The 14,249-nt window shown below is 72.9% G+C and carries 13 protein-coding genes and 1 pseudogene; 6 read left to right on the forward strand and 8 right to left on the reverse strand.

Annotation, left to right across the window (positions count from 1 at the left end; translation table 11 throughout):
* The first annotated feature begins 238 nt into the window (after positions 1-238).
* On the forward strand, positions 239-1,336 hold the full coding sequence (locus tag RBH18_RS00555) for a branched-chain amino acid aminotransferase (RefSeq protein ID WP_306203789.1): 1,098 nt from the start codon (positions 239-241) through the stop codon (positions 1,334-1,336).
* Here RBH18_RS00555 and RBH18_RS00560 read toward each other — a convergent pair.
* On the reverse strand, positions 1,333-2,142 hold the full coding sequence (locus RBH18_RS00560) for a tyrosine-protein phosphatase (RefSeq protein WP_306203790.1): 810 nt from the start codon (positions 2,140-2,142) through the stop codon (positions 1,333-1,335). The genes RBH18_RS00555 and RBH18_RS00560 overlap by 4 nt on opposite strands.
* Positions 2,072-2,353, reverse strand: a complete 282-nt coding sequence (locus RBH18_RS00565; protein WP_306203791.1) for a hypothetical protein — start codon at positions 2,351-2,353, stop codon at positions 2,072-2,074. The genes RBH18_RS00560 and RBH18_RS00565 overlap by 71 nt, the downstream gene beginning before the upstream one ends.
* A gap of 234 nt (positions 2,354-2,587) precedes the next feature.
* Between RBH18_RS00565 and cimA the strand changes: the two genes are divergently transcribed.
* Complete coding sequence (gene cimA / locus RBH18_RS00570) at positions 2,588-4,165, forward strand: citramalate synthase (RefSeq protein ID WP_306203792.1); 1,578 nt, start codon at positions 2,588-2,590, stop codon at positions 4,163-4,165.
* Here the strand turns inward: cimA and RBH18_RS00575 are convergent, their stop codons facing one another.
* Both RBH18_RS00575 and RBH18_RS00580 read right to left on the reverse strand, forming a co-directional pair.
* Positions 4,166-4,903, reverse strand: a complete 738-nt coding sequence (locus tag RBH18_RS00575) for an ABC transporter permease (RefSeq protein WP_306203793.1) — start codon at positions 4,901-4,903, stop codon at positions 4,166-4,168.
* A gap of 55 nt (positions 4,904-4,958) precedes the next feature.
* Positions 4,959-5,618: pseudogene (locus tag RBH18_RS00580) on the reverse strand (ABC transporter ATP-binding protein); the annotation flags it as partial.
* A gap of 88 nt (positions 5,619-5,706) precedes the next feature.
* Here RBH18_RS00580 and RBH18_RS00585 point away from each other — a divergent pair.
* Positions 5,707-6,303 carry a TetR/AcrR family transcriptional regulator gene (locus RBH18_RS00585; protein WP_306203794.1) on the forward strand — a complete coding sequence of 199 codons (597 nt, stop codon included), beginning with the start codon at positions 5,707-5,709 and terminating at the stop codon, positions 6,301-6,303.
* On the opposite strand, the gene RBH18_RS00590 is transcribed toward RBH18_RS00585, so the two are convergent.
* From RBH18_RS00590 to RBH18_RS00605, 4 genes are read right to left on the reverse strand one after another with little or no spacing between them, the layout of a single operon-like run.
* The gene (locus tag RBH18_RS00590) at positions 6,272-7,276 is read right to left on the reverse strand and encodes an endonuclease/exonuclease/phosphatase family protein (RefSeq protein WP_306203795.1); all 1,005 of its coding nucleotides are present in this window, start codon (positions 7,274-7,276) and stop codon (positions 6,272-6,274) included. The two genes, RBH18_RS00585 and RBH18_RS00590, sit on opposite strands and share 32 nt — an antisense overlap.
* A gap of 58 nt (positions 7,277-7,334) precedes the next feature.
* The gene (locus tag RBH18_RS00595) at positions 7,335-8,612 is read right to left on the reverse strand and encodes a hypothetical protein (RefSeq protein WP_306203796.1); all 1,278 of its coding nucleotides are present in this window, start codon (positions 8,610-8,612) and stop codon (positions 7,335-7,337) included.
* Positions 8,613-8,641: 29 nt separating this feature from the next.
* Complete coding sequence (locus RBH18_RS00600; protein ID WP_306203797.1) at positions 8,642-9,976, reverse strand: M16 family metallopeptidase; 1,335 nt, start codon at positions 9,974-9,976, stop codon at positions 8,642-8,644.
* Entirely contained in the window at positions 9,973-11,286 is a 1,314-nt protein-coding gene (locus RBH18_RS00605; RefSeq protein WP_306203798.1) for a M16 family metallopeptidase, read from the reverse strand. Before RBH18_RS00605 ends, RBH18_RS00600 begins: the two co-directional genes overlap by 4 nt.
* A gap of 72 nt (positions 11,287-11,358) precedes the next feature.
* Between RBH18_RS00605 and RBH18_RS00610 the strand changes: the two genes are divergently transcribed.
* From RBH18_RS00610 to RBH18_RS00620, 3 genes are read left to right on the forward strand one after another with little or no spacing between them, the layout of a single operon-like run.
* Positions 11,359-12,360, forward strand: coding sequence for an AAA family ATPase (locus RBH18_RS00610; RefSeq protein WP_372338813.1), 1,002 nt, complete (start codon positions 11,359-11,361; stop codon positions 12,358-12,360).
* Entirely contained in the window at positions 12,357-13,295 is a 939-nt protein-coding gene (locus tag RBH18_RS00615) for a DUF58 domain-containing protein (RefSeq protein ID WP_306203800.1), read from the forward strand. Before RBH18_RS00610 ends, RBH18_RS00615 begins: the two co-directional genes overlap by 4 nt.
* Complete coding sequence (locus RBH18_RS00620; protein ID WP_306203802.1) at positions 13,295-14,236, forward strand: VWA domain-containing protein; 942 nt, start codon at positions 13,295-13,297, stop codon at positions 14,234-14,236. The genes RBH18_RS00615 and RBH18_RS00620 overlap by 1 nt, the downstream gene beginning before the upstream one ends.
* Positions 14,237-14,249: the final 13 nt, after the last annotated feature.

Here is a 14,249-nt window from a genome sequence, read left to right on the forward strand (position 1 = left end):
GGCCGCCCCGGGCGAACGCTTGACGGGGTTGTGCGTACAGGAAAAGCGGCAGGACCGGCGAAGTCCCGCAAGCCGCCCGCCGAGCGCGAGCACCCGCCCGCCGAGTGCGCGCACCCGCCCGCCGAGTGCGCGCACCCGCCCGGCGAGCGCGGCTGTGAACGAGCGTTCGGGGTAAGTTCATGGGGCGTCGCGTGCGCCCGATCAGACAGAAACGACATACGAGAGAAAGCAGGCTGCCATGAGTGGTGGTGACAACCTCGATTTCGAGATCCGTCCGCACCCGGCGCCCGTAAGCGACGCGGATCGCGCCACCCTGCTGGCGAATCCCGGCTTCGGGCGGATCTTCACCGACCACATGGTCACCATCCGCTATGCCGAGGGCAAGGGGTGGTACGAGCCGCGGGTCGAGGCCCGCGCCCCGATCGCCATGGACCCGGCCGCGGCCGTGCTGCACTACGCGCAGGAGATCTTCGAGGGGCTCAAGGCCTACACGCTGCCCGACGGCGGCGTCGCCATGTTCCGCCCGGACGCCAACGCCGCGCGCTTCGGCGAGTCGGCGAAGCGGATGGCGATGCCGGTCCTGCCGGCGGCGACCTTCCTCGAGTCGCTCCGGCAGATCATCACGGTCGACCGCACGTGGATCCCGGAGAGCGACGAGGGCAGCCTCTACCTGCGGCCCTTTGCGTACGCGAGCGAGGTCTTCCTCGGCGTCCGCCCGGCCATGGAGTATCTCTACCTGGTCATCGCGTCCCCGGCGGGCGCCTACTTCAGCGGGGGCGTCAAGCCCGTCACCGTCTGGGTCACGCCCGACTACACCCGCGCCGCCCCCGGTGGCACGGGTGCCGCGAAGTGCGGTGGCAACTATGCCGCCGGCCTGTCCGCCCAGGCCGAGGCGATGGAGCACGGCTGCGACCAGGTCGTCTACCTCGACGCGGTCGAGCGGAAGTACATCGACGAGCTGGGCGGCATGAACGTCTTCTTCGTCACCGACGACGGGACGCTCGTCACCCCGCCGCTGGGCGGGACGATCCTGCCGGGCATCACCCGCGACTCGGTGATCAAGCTCGCCGGCCGCGCGGGGCGCCGGGTCGAGGAGCGCCCGGTCAGCCTGGAGGAGTGGCGCGAGGGCGCCCGGTCCGGCCGGATCCGCGAGGCCTTCGCGTGCGGCACCGCCGCGGTGATCACGCCGATCGGGACGGTGCGCTCGACGGAGGGCGAGTTCACCGTGGCCGACGGCGGCTCCGGCGAGGTCACCATGGGCCTGCGCAAGGAGCTCACCGACATCCAGCGCGGCCGGGCGGAGGACCCGTTCGGCTGGGTCCAGCGCGTTCTCTAGTCGCTGAGCAGGTGGTCGCGCAGTGCGGCCACCTGCTGCTCGGTGATGCCGATCGAGCGGACGTAGGCGGCGACGGACCCGTGCAGGGCCCGCAGGTCGGTGAGGAACATCAGGATCGCCTCGGGCGGGCACTCGAACATGTGGTACTTGTCCGCCACCGCCGACGGGTCCGTGCGCTGCAGATATTCGGTGAGCGAGTCCATCGACGTCTCGGTCAGGTGGTAGTCGGCGGCGATGTCGTCGTCCGAGACCCCGAGCAGCGCCAGGGTCAGGGCGCACACCACGCCCGTCCGGTCCTTGCCGGCCATGCAGTGCACGACTGCCGGCGCCGCCGCCGGGTCGGCGATCAGGGACAGCGCCGTGCCGATGCCCTTGGTGCCGTCGGCCGTGAAGTTGAGATAGCGGTCCGCCAGCCACCGCGACCGCGGGACGCCGTCGGTGAGCGGCACGTCGTTCCACTCGACGTGCTCGATGACGGGGTTGTGATAGGTCAGCCCCGGCGCCGCGGGCACTCGTCCGTGCCGCTCGACCTCGTGCACCCGCCGCAGGTCGATGACCGTGCGCACGCCCAGCTCCTCGAAGGCGACCAGGTCGTCGCCCTTGAGCCGGTGCAGCGAGTCGGCCCGGAAGAGCCGGCGCCACTGCACCGTGCGGCCGTCGAGTCCCGCATAGCCGCCGACATCGCGGAAGTTGAAGTTGGACGCGAAAGTCAGGGAACGCTGCACAGCTCCCAACCTAGCGGGCCTTGTCGATCTCCTCACCCGGCGGGACGAAAGGCGCGGACGACGGCTGCGATGCGGTCGCATCCTGGTCGGGCTGGGGCGCGGACGGGTCGCCGGCGGGCACGGACGACGGGTCGGGGGCCGCGCCGGCGGGGACGGGGGCGGGCGGCGTCGCCGAGCCGGCCCGGAAGGCCCGCGGGTCGAACACGCCGCCGGGCTCCTCCTGGACGAACTCGCCCTGCGCGTCGGAGATCAGCCCACCGGCCCGGTCGGGATCGTTCTGCGGAGAGGTCATGACGGGGGCATACCCCGTCCGGGGGACGGATTATCGTCTCGCACTCTGGACTTCTGTCCCATCCTCCGGCGGACAGTGGCATGCTCTGCAACGTGACCCGCACCCTCGTGCTGATTATTCGCACCTAGCGCGCCGGCTGACCGCTCCCCGCCGACGCGCAGACCTCCCGCATTCGCGGGGGGTCTTTTTGTTGGGCGACCCGGGTTCTCACGTCCTCGAGAGGAAGACCGCAGCATGACCTATCAGGTGTTCGACACAACGCTCCGCGACGGCGGGCAGCGCGAGGGCATCAGCTACTCGGTCGTCGACAAGCTGGCCGTCGCGCGGCTGCTGGACGAGTTCGGGGTCGGGTTCATCGAGGGCGGCTGGCCCGGCGCGATGCCGAAGGACACCGAGTTCTTCCGCCGCGCCAAGACCGAGCTGGACCTGCAGCACGCGGTGCTGGTCGCCTTCGGCGCCACCCGCAAGGCCGGCGTCGACGTCGCCCAGGACCCGCAGGTGCAGGCGCTGCTCGACGCCGAGACGCCGGTGGTCTGCGTCGTCGCCAAGTCCGACATCCGGCACGTCGAGCGCGCGCTGCGCACGACCGGCGACGAGAACCTGGCGATGGTCCGCGACACGGTCGCCCACCTGGTCGCGAACGGCCGCCGCGCCTTCGTGGACTGCGAGCACTTCTTCGACGGCTTCCGCTACGACCCCGCTTACACGGCCTCGGTGGTCAAGGCGGCGTTCGAGGCCGGCGCCGAACGGGTCGTCATGTGCGACACCAACGGCGGCATGCTCCCGTCGATGATCACCGCGGCGATCCAGGACGTCGTGGCGCGCACCGGCGTCACCGCGGACCGCCTCGGCATCCACTGCCAGAACGACACCGCCTGCGCCGTGGCGAACACCATCGCCGCCGTCGAGGCGGGCGTCGAGCACTTCCAGTGCACGGCCAACGGCTACGGCGAGCGGCCCGGCAACGCCGACCTCTTCGCCGTGGTCAGCAACCTGCAACTCAAGCTCGGGCTGAAGGTCCTACCGGACGGCTGCCTCGAGAAGGCGACGCGCGTGTCGACCGCGCTCGCCGAGATCGCCAACATCGCCCCCGACACCCACCAGGCGTACGTCGGGGCCGCGGCATTCGCTCACAAGGCGGGGCTGCACGCGAGCGCGATCAAGGTGGATCCGCTGCTCTACAACCACGTCGATCCCGTGGTGGTGGGCAACGACATGCGGATCCTCGTGACCGAGATGGCCGGCCGGGCCAGCATCGAGCTCAAGAGCCGTGAGCTCGGGCTGGACCTGGCCGGCCGTCCGGACACGCTGACCGAGGTGACCCGCAAGGTCAAGGACCTGGAGGCGGGCGGCTGGTCCTTCGAGGCCGCCGACGCGTCCTTCGAGCTGCTGGTCCGCGAGGAGCTGCCGGGCGCGGCCTACGCCCGGCCCTTCACCCTGGAGTCGTGGCGCGCCCAGACCGAGCACCGCGAGGACGGCTCGGTGATCTCGGAGGCGACCGTCAAGGTGCGGGTCCGCGGCGAGCGCGTCATCGCCACCGCCGAGGGCAACGGCCCGGTCAACGCCCTGGACGAGGCCCTGCGGGCCGCGCTCGCCCAGCACCACCCGGAGCTCAAGGACTTCCAGCTCGCCGACTACAAGGTCCGCATCCTGGAGGGCTCGCACGGCACCAACGCCATCACCCGGGTCCTCCTGGAGACCAGCGACGGCACGACCGACTGGACCACGGTCGGCGTCCACGAGAACATCGTCGAGGCGAGCTGGAAGGCCCTGATCGACGCGCTGACCTACGGGCTCGGCCGCGCGAAGTGATCAGGCCCGCCTGGTCATCACCCGCAAGGTGATGGCCAGGCCCGCCGCGCACCACACGGCGAGCACCGCGAAGGGGGTGACCGCGATCCCGCTCGCCGGCACGTCGAGCGTCTGCCGGACGACCTCGGCCATGTGTTGGAAGGGCAGCACCTCGTGCACGGCCTGCAGCCACCCGGGCATCCGCGACGCCGGATAGTTGATCGGCGAGAACATCAGCGCGACGAAGATCAAGGCCTGCGTGATCAGGTGGCAGATCGTCGGCGGCAGCGCGTGGGCCAGGGCGTAGCCGGCGGTCGTCGAGGTCAGCGCCACCAGCAGCATCGCGGGGACGGCCAGCCAGCTCACGTGCAGGTGCAGGTCGAAGCGGAGGACCGCGGTGACCAGGCCCGCGACCAGCCCCGGCGCGGCGACGGCGAGCCAGACGGTCAGATCCGCGGCCAGCGTCGCGGTGCGCGGCACCGGCAGGGTGCGGTTGTAGTCGAAGGTGCCCTCGGTCTTGGTCTCGGCCACCAGCTGCGGCGCCATCACCATGCCGATGGTGATCAGGCCGAGCGTGGGCGCGCCGGTCGACAGGTGGAGGGCGGTCGCCGGGTCGACCGAGGGCAGCAGGAACGCGAAGCCGACGACGATGCCGACCGCCAGGAACGTCTGGATGATCAGGAAGACCGGCAGGGCGTGCCGCAGCCGGAGCATCGTCCAGCGCAGCAGCAGGCCGTAGCTACGCAGCCAGGGACGCATGATGTCCTCCGGTGACGGCGATGTAGGCGTCCTCGAGGCTGCCGTGCCCGGCGGTCAGGGCGGCGGGGGTGCCGGCCGCCACGACGCGCCCGTGATCGAGCACGACCGCCTGGTCGATGATCTTCTCCGCCTCGGCGACGTTGTGCGTGACGAGCACGACCGCGTGGCCGGCGGCGGCCAGAAGCCCCACCTGTTCCCACAGCAGCCGGCGCCGGACCGGGTCGACGTCGTTGGTGGGCTCGTCGAGCATGACCAGCCGGCCGGGCGTGACGATCGCCATGCCGAACGCGGTGAGCCGCCGCACGCCGCCGGAGAGCTGCTCGGCGGGGGCGTCCGCCCACTCCTCGATGTCGAGCGCGGCGAGCAGGGCCGAGGTGCGGCGGCGGACCTGCGCGCGGCTGCCGCCCCGGATGCGGCCCACGATCTCGATGGCCTGCCGGGCGGTCACCCCGCGCAGCGGCGCCTGGGCCTGCGGCTGGAAGGAGCAGACCCGCCGGGCGTACGCCGGGTCGGCCACCGGGTCGCGGCCGAGCAGCGTGATCCGGCCCTGCGTCGGCCGCACCAGCCCGACGACCTGGCTCAGCAGCGTGGTCTTGCCGGCGCCGTTGTGGCCCAGGAGGCCGGCGACGTGGCCCTCGGCGACGTCGAGGCTGATGGCGTCGTTGGCGCGCACGCCCCGGCGGTAGACCTTCGTCAGCTCGCGGATGTGCAACATGCCCGGCTCCTTTGACATACCGCTCGGTATTTGGATACCGATGAGTATCCGGATACCGGGGAGAATGTCAACGGGTAGGCTGCGAGGCGTGACCGAGCGACTGACCCGCGCGCAGCAGCAGGCGCGCACCCGCGAGAAGCTCCTCGACAGCGCGGAGGCCCTCTTCGGCGAGCAGGGGATCCACCAGACCTCGCTGGACCAGATCGCCGCGGCGGCGGGCCTCACCAAGGGCGCGATCTATGCCAACTTCGGCGGCAAGAAGGACCTCATCGTCGCGATCATGCAGCGCCGCCTCGACGACGACGAGCCCGGCTGGGCGCGGATGAGCGCCGACTCCTTCGTCGGGGCCCGCGGCGACAGCTACGAGAAGAACATGGCGCTGCCCGAGACGCGGCGCTTCGCGATGGCCTTCACCGAGCTGTGGCTGCACGGCATGCGCCACGAGGACGACGGGGAGACGCTGCGCCGCTGGCTGCGGACCATCCGCGAGTCCCACGCCCGCGACGCGCGGGACGTGGGCATGGCACAGCCCGAGACGGTGGCCGCCCTCATGGTCGCGCTCGACGTCGGCATCGCGCTGCAGAACCTCGTCGACCCGGAGGGGGTCCCCGCCACCGGTTACCGGAGCGGCGTCGAGGCGGTCGTGCGGGCTTTCACGCCGCGGGAAGCACAACCTCCGCGATGACCGCCCGGTGGTCGCTGTCCTTGATCGTGTGCGCCGATGCCGACACCACGCCGAGCCGCTTGTCCACCAGCACGTGGTCGATGGTCACGGGCGGGATCGGGTCGCCGTCGTACGGGCCCCAGGTCGGCACCAGCCCCGAGCCGGTGGCCGCCGCGGCGTCGCGGTAGCCGCTGCCGATCAGGTCTCGCAGCGGCTGGTGGTCCAGCGTCGAGTTGAAGTCGCCGAGCAGGATCCGCGGGCCCTTGCCGTCGTCGGCGCGGGGCTCGGCGGCCAGGTCCTCACGCCAGTCGTCGATCACCGACAGGGCGGAGGGCGCGGCGGGGTGCGCCGACTCCATCTGCACCGCGATGGCCCCGGCCGGCTGGATGGTCCCGTACGCCTGGTTGAACCGCCACCCGGCACCGTTGCGCTGCACCCCCGCTGACGCGAGCGGGAACCGCGAGTAGAGCCCCGACCCGGTCGCGCCCGGCTCCGGGGCCAGCGACGAGTACGGCAGCAGGTCGCCCAGGCCGGCCGCCGCGAGGTTCGCCTGCGCCTCGGCGGTGAACTCCTGCACCGCGAGCACGGAGACGTCGTTGTCGCGCACCAGCCGGACGAGCTGGGCGGCGTCGGCACCCCCGAAGAGCATGTTCGAGGTCATGACATGCAGCTTGACGCCGCTCTGCGGGCCCTTGTCGCCGTCGGGGATCACCCGGGGCAGCACGGCGATCGCGAACAGCACCGCGGTCACCGTGGCCACGGCTGCGACCGTCCAGCGCCGGCTCACCACGGCGAGGAGGGCCGCGAGGACCGACCACGCCGCGACGTACGGCGTGAAGGCGAGCAGCTGCACCAGCAGGCTCCGCTCCCAGCCGCAGAGCCGGACGACGACCCAGGCCGCGCCCGGCAGCACCAGCAGCCAGAGCAGGACGTGCCAGATCGCGCGGCGGGCCCGCACCGGACGGGCGACGGGCTCGGAGCTGGTGATCGTCATGGCGGCGACGGTATCCGCCCGGGGCCACCGGCACCGAGGAACCCCGGCCTACATCACATCATTCAAACGGGTTGAAGTGTTGCGCCGCCATCAGGAACCAGGCCGTGGTGCCGACATGCTGCCGGGGGAAATGCCCGTACTCGAAGCCCGTGTCGAAGGCGTTCGTGGCGGCGACCAGGCCCGACGCGGCGGGCAGCGGCCGGCCGCCGACGGTCTGCCCGGCGCCCAGGGACTCCTGCGCGCGGGTCAGGGACGACAGCAGCCGGCGCGCGAGGTCGGCGTCGCCGCGCTCGAGCAGGGCCAGGGCCGTGTGCGCGGTGCCCTCCAGCCAGACCGCCCCGTCCACGTGCGGCAGCGCACTGCCGGACACGATGCCGCCGGCCTGCCGGTAGGTGCTGTAAGCGATGCCCGGGATGTCCAGGTCGGTCGTCCACAGGTTCCGCGTCGCCCAGTCGACCGAGCCGTCGTAGCGAGGGTCACCCAGGGCGAGCACGGCCCACGCCTGCGCGTCCTCGGGCACGTTGGTCGTGTTGACGAGGTCCGGGCTCTCGTCCAGCGTCCCGGTCCAGAAGTGCCGGCCGCGGCGGTTCCACATCGCGCGCACGAACGCGGCGGCCCGCTCGGCGCGGCGCTCCCACTCGCGGCCCTTCGTCAGCTTGGCGAGGAGCTCGAACAGCGCGTACGCGTCCAGGTTGTGCTCGGTCGACGCCCAGCGCTGCGGCGTCTCCCCGTCGCTGCGCACCCCGCCGTGGTAACCGCCGTAGTGGTGATGCGACTCCTGCTGTCCGATCCACCGCCCGAGCGCCACCGCGCCGTCGAGGTACTTCCCGATCCGGGTGTCGATGTAGAGCTGCGCCAGCGCGATGCCCGCCCACGCCGTGTCGCCGGTCGACGAGCCGCCGAACCCGAAGCCGTCGAGCGCGGCCGTCGTGCCGTCGGCCGCGTACGCCTGGCGGAGCCGGCCGTCGTCCCGGCCCTGGGCCCGCAGCAGCGCGTCGCCCACGAGCCGGGCCCGCCGCACGTTGGCGATCGTGGGGCTGGCCAGCCACGCCAGCATCGCGAGCGCGTTGTCGTAGACGAACGCCGTGGTCAGCAGCTCGCTCTCGTCGTTGTAGCTCTGCAGCAGCCGCGGCTCGCCGCCCCGCTGGTAGGCGTCGTGCACCACGTCGAGGTAGTGGTAGGCCCGCGCGACGGGCTCGGCGAGGCCGGGGTCCACGAGTTGCCGGGCCGCGTACGCGTTGGCCGGGGCGGACGGCGCCAGCAGAGGCGCCGCCGCCCGGGACCGCCGGATCGGTACGCGCCGGCCACTGAACGAGGCGGTCAGGTTCGTCGGCATGCGCGTACCTCCTCAGTTAACTTTGCTTATTACAACAGCTCGCCCAGCTTCGCCGCGACCAGCTCCTCGCGGATCGACGCGGCGTCGCCCTCGACCACGATCGTGAGACCCTCCGGGTGCAGGTGCTCGGCCGCCGCCGCGGAGACCTGCTCGGCCGTGGCCTCCAGCAGCTGCCGGCGCAGCGTGGCGTAGTAGTCGTCGGGCAGGCCGTGGATGACCAGCGTGGCCAGCGCCCCGGCGATCGAGCCCGGCGTCTGCATGTCGACCGAGAGCGACCCGGCCCGCCAGGTGCGCGCGACCGTCAGCTCCTCCTCGGTCACCCCGTGCTGCTGCGTACGCGTGATCTCCCCGACCGTGTCGGTCAGCGCCGGCGCGGTGACGGCCGTCTGCACCGACGAGCTCACCCCGAACCGGCCGAAGCGGCGGCTCATCGCGAAGTCGGCGCGGATGCCGTACGTGTAGCCCTTCACCTCGCGGATCAGGTGGTTGAGCCGCGACGTGAACGCCCCGCCCAGCACCGTCGCCGCGAGCGTGATCGGCACGTAGTCGGGGTGCCCGCGCTCCGGCGCCCGGTGCCCGAGCCGCAGCGTCGACTGCACCGAGCCCGGCCGGTCGAGAAGGATCAGCCGGCGCGCCGGGGACACCGGGACGTCCAGCGGCCCCTCGGCCGGCAACGGCGCGCCGGAGGTGCCCGCGAAGGCCGCCTCGCCGAGCTCACGCAGGTCCAGCTTGTCCAGGTCGCCGGCGACGAGGAGCACGCCCGGCCGCTTCAGGTACGCCTCGTGGAACGCGGTCACGTCCTCGACGGTCACGGCGGCCATCGACTCGGGGTCGCCGTGCAGCGGGCGGCCGTAGCGCTCGCCGGGCTCGAAGAGGCTGACCCGCAGCGCGGCGTCGGCCTGCGGGCCGGGCTGGGCCCAGTCCATGCGCAGCGCGGTCGCCTCGTCGTCGCGCACCCGCTCCACGTCGGCCGGGTCCAGCCGCGGGGTCCGGGTCGCCTCGGCGAGCAGCGCGACGGCCCGGGGGAGCAGCCCGACGGGCACGGACACCCCGGTGCGGAAGGCCTCCCAGTCGACGGACGCGCTCAGCTCGGCGCCGAGCCCCTCCAGGGCCAGCGCGTACGCCGTGGAGTCCCGCGTGGCCGTCCCCTCCTCCAGGGACTTCGCCAGGACCGCGGCCGTGCCCTCGCGGCCGATCGTCTCGTAGGCGGCGCCGGCGTCGAGCAGCAGCGTCGCGGTGGCGAGCAGCTGGCCGGGCATGTGCGCGGCGACCACCTCACCGCCGGCGACCGAGAGCCGCTGGATGCCGGGGAACGTGTAGGGCCGGGCGTCTCCCGGCTCCGGCCGCGTGGCAACGAGCGTCACTTGTCGTCCCCTTCCGGGAGGTAGGTCAGCGTCACCCGGGACTCGGGGTTCAGGGTGCGGGCGGCGTCGGCGATGTCGCCGGCCGTGACGGCGAGCCACTGCGGGAGCCGGTAGGCCGCCGCGCCGGGGTCGCCGAACTGGGTCGCGTACCGGCTGAGGGTGTCGGCGCGACCGGCCACCGTGGACACCTGGCGCCACCACGAGGTGGTCAGCAGCGCCTTGGCCCGGTCGAGCTCCGCGTCGGTGACCGGCTCGGCCGCCATGCTGTCGAGCACCTCGGCGACCCCGGCGGTCAGCGTCTCGATGTCCACGCCGTCCTTGGCCGTCGCGGTCACGATCAGCGGGGCCGGGGCGTGGGCGAGATCCACCCCGTACGAGCCGATGTAGTCCGGCTGCGCGATCCGGGCGCCGTCGGCCAGCCGCTGGTAGAGCCGGCTGCCCCGGCCGCTGCCGAGCACCGTCGCGAGCACGGTCATGGCGTCGTAGCCGGCCGTGCCGAACGGGTGCGTGCGGTGCGACAGATAGACGCGCGGCGCCGGGACGTTGCCGACGACGGTCTCGCTCGCCGGGGCGGTCGCCGGCCCGCTCAGGTGCCCGTGCGGGGCGGCGGGGATGTCGTGGACGGCCTCGATCGCCCCGAAGTACTTCTCGGCGAGCGCGAACACCTCCGCCGGTGTCACGTCCCCGGCCACGGTCAGCACCGCGTTGTTGGGCGCGTAGTACTGCGCGTGGAACGCCTGGAACGTCTCCAGGCTCGCGGCGTTCAGGTCCTCCATCGACCCGATCGTCGCGTGGTGGTAGGGGTGCCCCGGCGGGTAGAGCAGCGGCAGCAGGCGCAGCCACGCGTCGCCGTAGGGCACGTTGTCGTAGCGCTGGCGCCGCTCGTTCTTCACCACCTCGCGCTGGTTGTCCAGCGTCTCCTGGGTCAGCGCCGGCACCAGGCCGCCCATCCGGTCCGCCTCGAGCCACAGCGCCAGCTCGAGGTGCTCGGCCGGCAGCGTCTCGAAGTAATTGGTGCGGTCCGGGTTCGTGGTGGCGTTGAGATTGCCGCCCGCCCCCTGGACATAGCGCATGTGCTCGGTCTTGGCGACGTGCGCGGAACCCTCGAACATCAGGTGCTCGAAGAGGTGCGCGAAACCCGTCTGGCCGGCCGGCTCGTGCCGGCTGCCGACGTCGTACCACAGATTGACGCCCACCACGGGCGCGGTGTGGTCCTCGCTGACGACGACGCGCAACCCGTTGTCCAGGCGCGCGGTTTCGATGGGCCACGGATAGCCGGTCTCGGCGACCGGCGCGGGCTGAGCAGTCACGCAACCTCCCTTGTCAGCCCCCAGTATCGCGTGAGCGATCCCTTCGCCTGCCTTTCGGTGCGAGTTGGTGTCATGCGGGACATGACGGAAGCTGACACCCGGCTGCTCGAACAGGCCCTCTTCGAGGTCAAGAAGGTCGTCGTCGGGCAGGACCGGCTCATCGAGCGGCTGCTCACCGCGCTGCTGGCCGACGGGCACATCCTGCTGGAAGGCGTGCCCGGCGTGGCCAAGACCCTCGCCGCCGAGACCCTCGCCACGGTGGTCGGCGGCGCGTTCCACCGCATCCAGTTCACGCCCGACCTGGTGCCCTCGGACATCCTGGGCACCCGGATCTACCGGGCGAGCCGGGAGACCTTCGACGTCGAGCCCGGCCCGGTCATGGCGAACCTGGTGCTCGCCGACGAGATCAACCGGGCGCCCGCCAAGGTGCAGAGCGCGCTGCTGGAGGTGATGGCCGAGGGGCACGTGTCGATCGGCGGGCGGACGTATCCCGTCCCGCGCCCGTTCCTGGTCCTGGCGACGCAGAACCCGATCGAGAGCGAGGGCGTCTACCAGCTGCCCGAGGCGCAGCGCGACCGCTTCCTCATGCGGGTCGTCGTCGGCTATCCGAGCGACCAGGACGAGCTCGGCATCCTCTACCGGATGGGCGGCGAGCGCCCGGTCGCCCAGCGCGTCCTCGACCCGGAGACGCTGTCGGCCCTGCAGGCCCGCGCCCGCGCGGTGTTCGTGCACCACGCCCTGGCCGAATACGTGGTCCGGCTCGTGCTGGCCACGCGCGACCCCGCGCGGTTCGGCCTGCCGGAGATCAAGGACCAGCTCGCGTACGGGGTCAGCCCGCGCGCCACGCTCGGCCTGGTGGCCGCCGGCCGGGCGCTGGCCCTGCTGCGCGGCCGCGAGTACGTGCTCCCCGGCGACATCCTCGACATCGCCCCGGACGTGCTCGCGCACCGGCTGGTCCTGTCCTTCGACGCCGTCGCCGACGGGATCGCGCCGGAGTCGATCGTCCAGCGGGTCGTCGAGGCCGTGGCGCCGCCCGTCATCGCGCCCGCCCAGCCCCTCGGCGCCGCCGCGTGACCGGCCTGCTCACCCCGGACCAGCGGCTGCGGCGACTCGAACTCACGGTGACGCGGCGGCTCGACGGGCTGCTGCACGGCTCGTACCTCGGGCTGTTGCCGGGCCTCGGCAGCGAGCCCGCGGGCAGCCGCGAGTACCGGCCCGGCGAGGACGAGGTGCGCCGCATGGACTGGTCCGTGACCGCGCGCACCACCGTGCCGCACGTGCGGACCGCCGACGCCGACCGGGAGCTGACCACGTGGGTGCTCGTCGACGGGACCGCGAGCATGGACTTCGGCACGGCGGAGGTCGAGAAGCGGGAACTCGCCGTCGCGGCCGTGGCGGCGGTCGGCTTCCTGACCGCGGGTACGGGCAACCGGCTCGGCGCGCACCTCGTGACGGGCGCGGGGGTGCGGCGGTTTCCGGCGCTCGGGGGGCGTACCCCGCTGCTCAGTATGTTGCGCACGCTGCTGGCCGCACCTCGCGGCCTGCCCGCGACGCAGGTCGTGCCGTTCGCCGGCGCGCTGGACGGCCTGCACCGCGCGGTGCCCCGGCGGGGTCTGGTCGTGGTCGTCTCGGACTTCCTCGACGGGCTCGACGAGGACGGCCTCGGCCCGGGCGCGCCCGACTGGGAGCAGCCGTTGCGCCGGCTCGCGGCCCGGCACCAGGTGCTCGCCGTGCGGGTGACCGATCCGCGCGAGCAGGAGCTGCCGGACGTGGGCCTGCTCACGGTCGTCGATCCGGAGACCGGCGTGCTGCGCGAGGTGCCCACCGCCAGCCGCAAGCTCCGCGAACGGTATGCCGCCGCTGCCGCGCAGCAGCAGGCCGCCATCGGGAGCGCGATCCGCCGCGCCGGGGCCACGCACCTCGTGCTGCGCACCGACCGCGACTGGGTCGCCGACATCGTCCGGCACGTCCACGCCCACCGGCGTCGTCCCTCCGTGGGGAGAAAATGATGAGCTGGCTCTCGCCCGAACGGCTCTGGCTGCTGCTCGCGGTGGCCGCGCTGGCGGCGGCCTACGTCGTGGCCCAGCGCCGCCGCAGCCGGTACGCCGTCCGCTTCACCAATCTCAAACTGCTCGACCGCGTCGCGCCGAAGCGCCCCGCGTGGCGGCGCCACGTGCCCGCCGTCCTGTTCCTGGCCATGCTCGGGCTGCTCGTGGTCGGCTTCGCCCGGCCGCAGGCGGAGGTCCGCGTGCCGCGCGAGCAGGCGACCGTCCTGGTCGCCGTGGACGTCTCCCGCTCGATGCTCGCCGACGACGTGGCCCCCGACCGGCTCACCGCGGCGAAGCAGGCGGCCCGGGCCTTCGTCGCCGACCTCCCCGCGCAGGTCAACGTCGGCGTGGTCGGCTTCGCCGGCACCGCCTCGGTGTTCGTCCCGCCGACCGCCGACCGCGACATCGTCGGCGCCGGCATCGACCGGCTGGCCGAGGGCACGGCCGGGGAGGCGGGCACCGCGATCGGGGACGCCATCGGCGCGTCGCTGGGTGCTCTGGCGGACGGGACTCCGGCGCGCGTGGTGGTGCTCTCCGACGGCGCCAACACGGCCGGCCAGGATCCGGCCCAGGCCTCGGCGGCCGCCGCGCAACGGGGAGTGCCCGTCGACAGCATCTCGTTCGGCACGGCCGGCGGCACGATCGGCGGCGACGGTCCCGGCGCGGGGCAGGCGGTGCCCGTCGACGGTTCTTCCCTCCGGGCGGTGGCCGAGGTGACGGGTGGAAACTACTTCGAGGCCGCTGATGCCGCGGACCTGTGGGACGCGTACTCGGACATCGGCGGCGTGATCGGCTACGAGACGGAGGTGCAGGACGTCTCGGCGCGCTTCATCGGCATCGGGCTCGTGCTCGCCGTGCTGGCGGCGCTGGCCTCGTTGTTCTGGTTCGCCCGGTTGCCCTGATGGAGGATCGGGA

This window comes from Actinoplanes oryzae, assembly GCF_030757795.1.
Lineage (GTDB): Bacteria > Actinomycetota > Actinomycetes > Mycobacteriales > Micromonosporaceae > Actinoplanes.

What these genes read in the sequence shown, in the direction of transcription:
- RBH18_RS00620 (WP_306203802.1), top strand. Translation starts at nt 13,295, where the DNA reads ATGAGCTGGCTCTCGCCCGAACGGCTCTGGCTGCTGCTCGCGGTGGCC.
- RBH18_RS00555 (WP_306203789.1), top strand. Translation starts at nt 239, where the DNA reads ATGAGTGGTGGTGACAACCTCGATTTCGAGATCCGTCCGCACCCGGCG.
- cimA (WP_306203792.1), top strand. Translation starts at nt 2,588, where the DNA reads ATGACCTATCAGGTGTTCGACACAACGCTCCGCGACGGCGGGCAGCGC.
- RBH18_RS00575 (WP_306203793.1), bottom strand. Translation starts at nt 4,903, where the DNA reads ATGCGTCCCTGGCTGCGTAGCTACGGCCTGCTGCTGCGCTGGACGATG.
- RBH18_RS00595 (WP_306203796.1), bottom strand. Translation starts at nt 8,612, where the DNA reads ATGCCGACGAACCTGACCGCCTCGTTCAGTGGCCGGCGCGTACCGATC.
- RBH18_RS00560 (WP_306203790.1), bottom strand. Translation starts at nt 2,142, where the DNA reads ATGCGACCGCATCGCAGCCGTCGTCCGCGCCTTTCGTCCCGCCGGGTG.
- RBH18_RS00565 (WP_306203791.1), bottom strand. Translation starts at nt 2,353, where the DNA reads ATGACCTCTCCGCAGAACGATCCCGACCGGGCCGGTGGGCTGATCTCC.
- RBH18_RS00610 (WP_372338813.1), top strand. Translation starts at nt 11,359, where the DNA reads ATGCGGGACATGACGGAAGCTGACACCCGGCTGCTCGAACAGGCCCTC.
- RBH18_RS00590 (WP_306203795.1), bottom strand. Translation starts at nt 7,276, where the DNA reads ATGACGATCACCAGCTCCGAGCCCGTCGCCCGTCCGGTGCGGGCCCGC.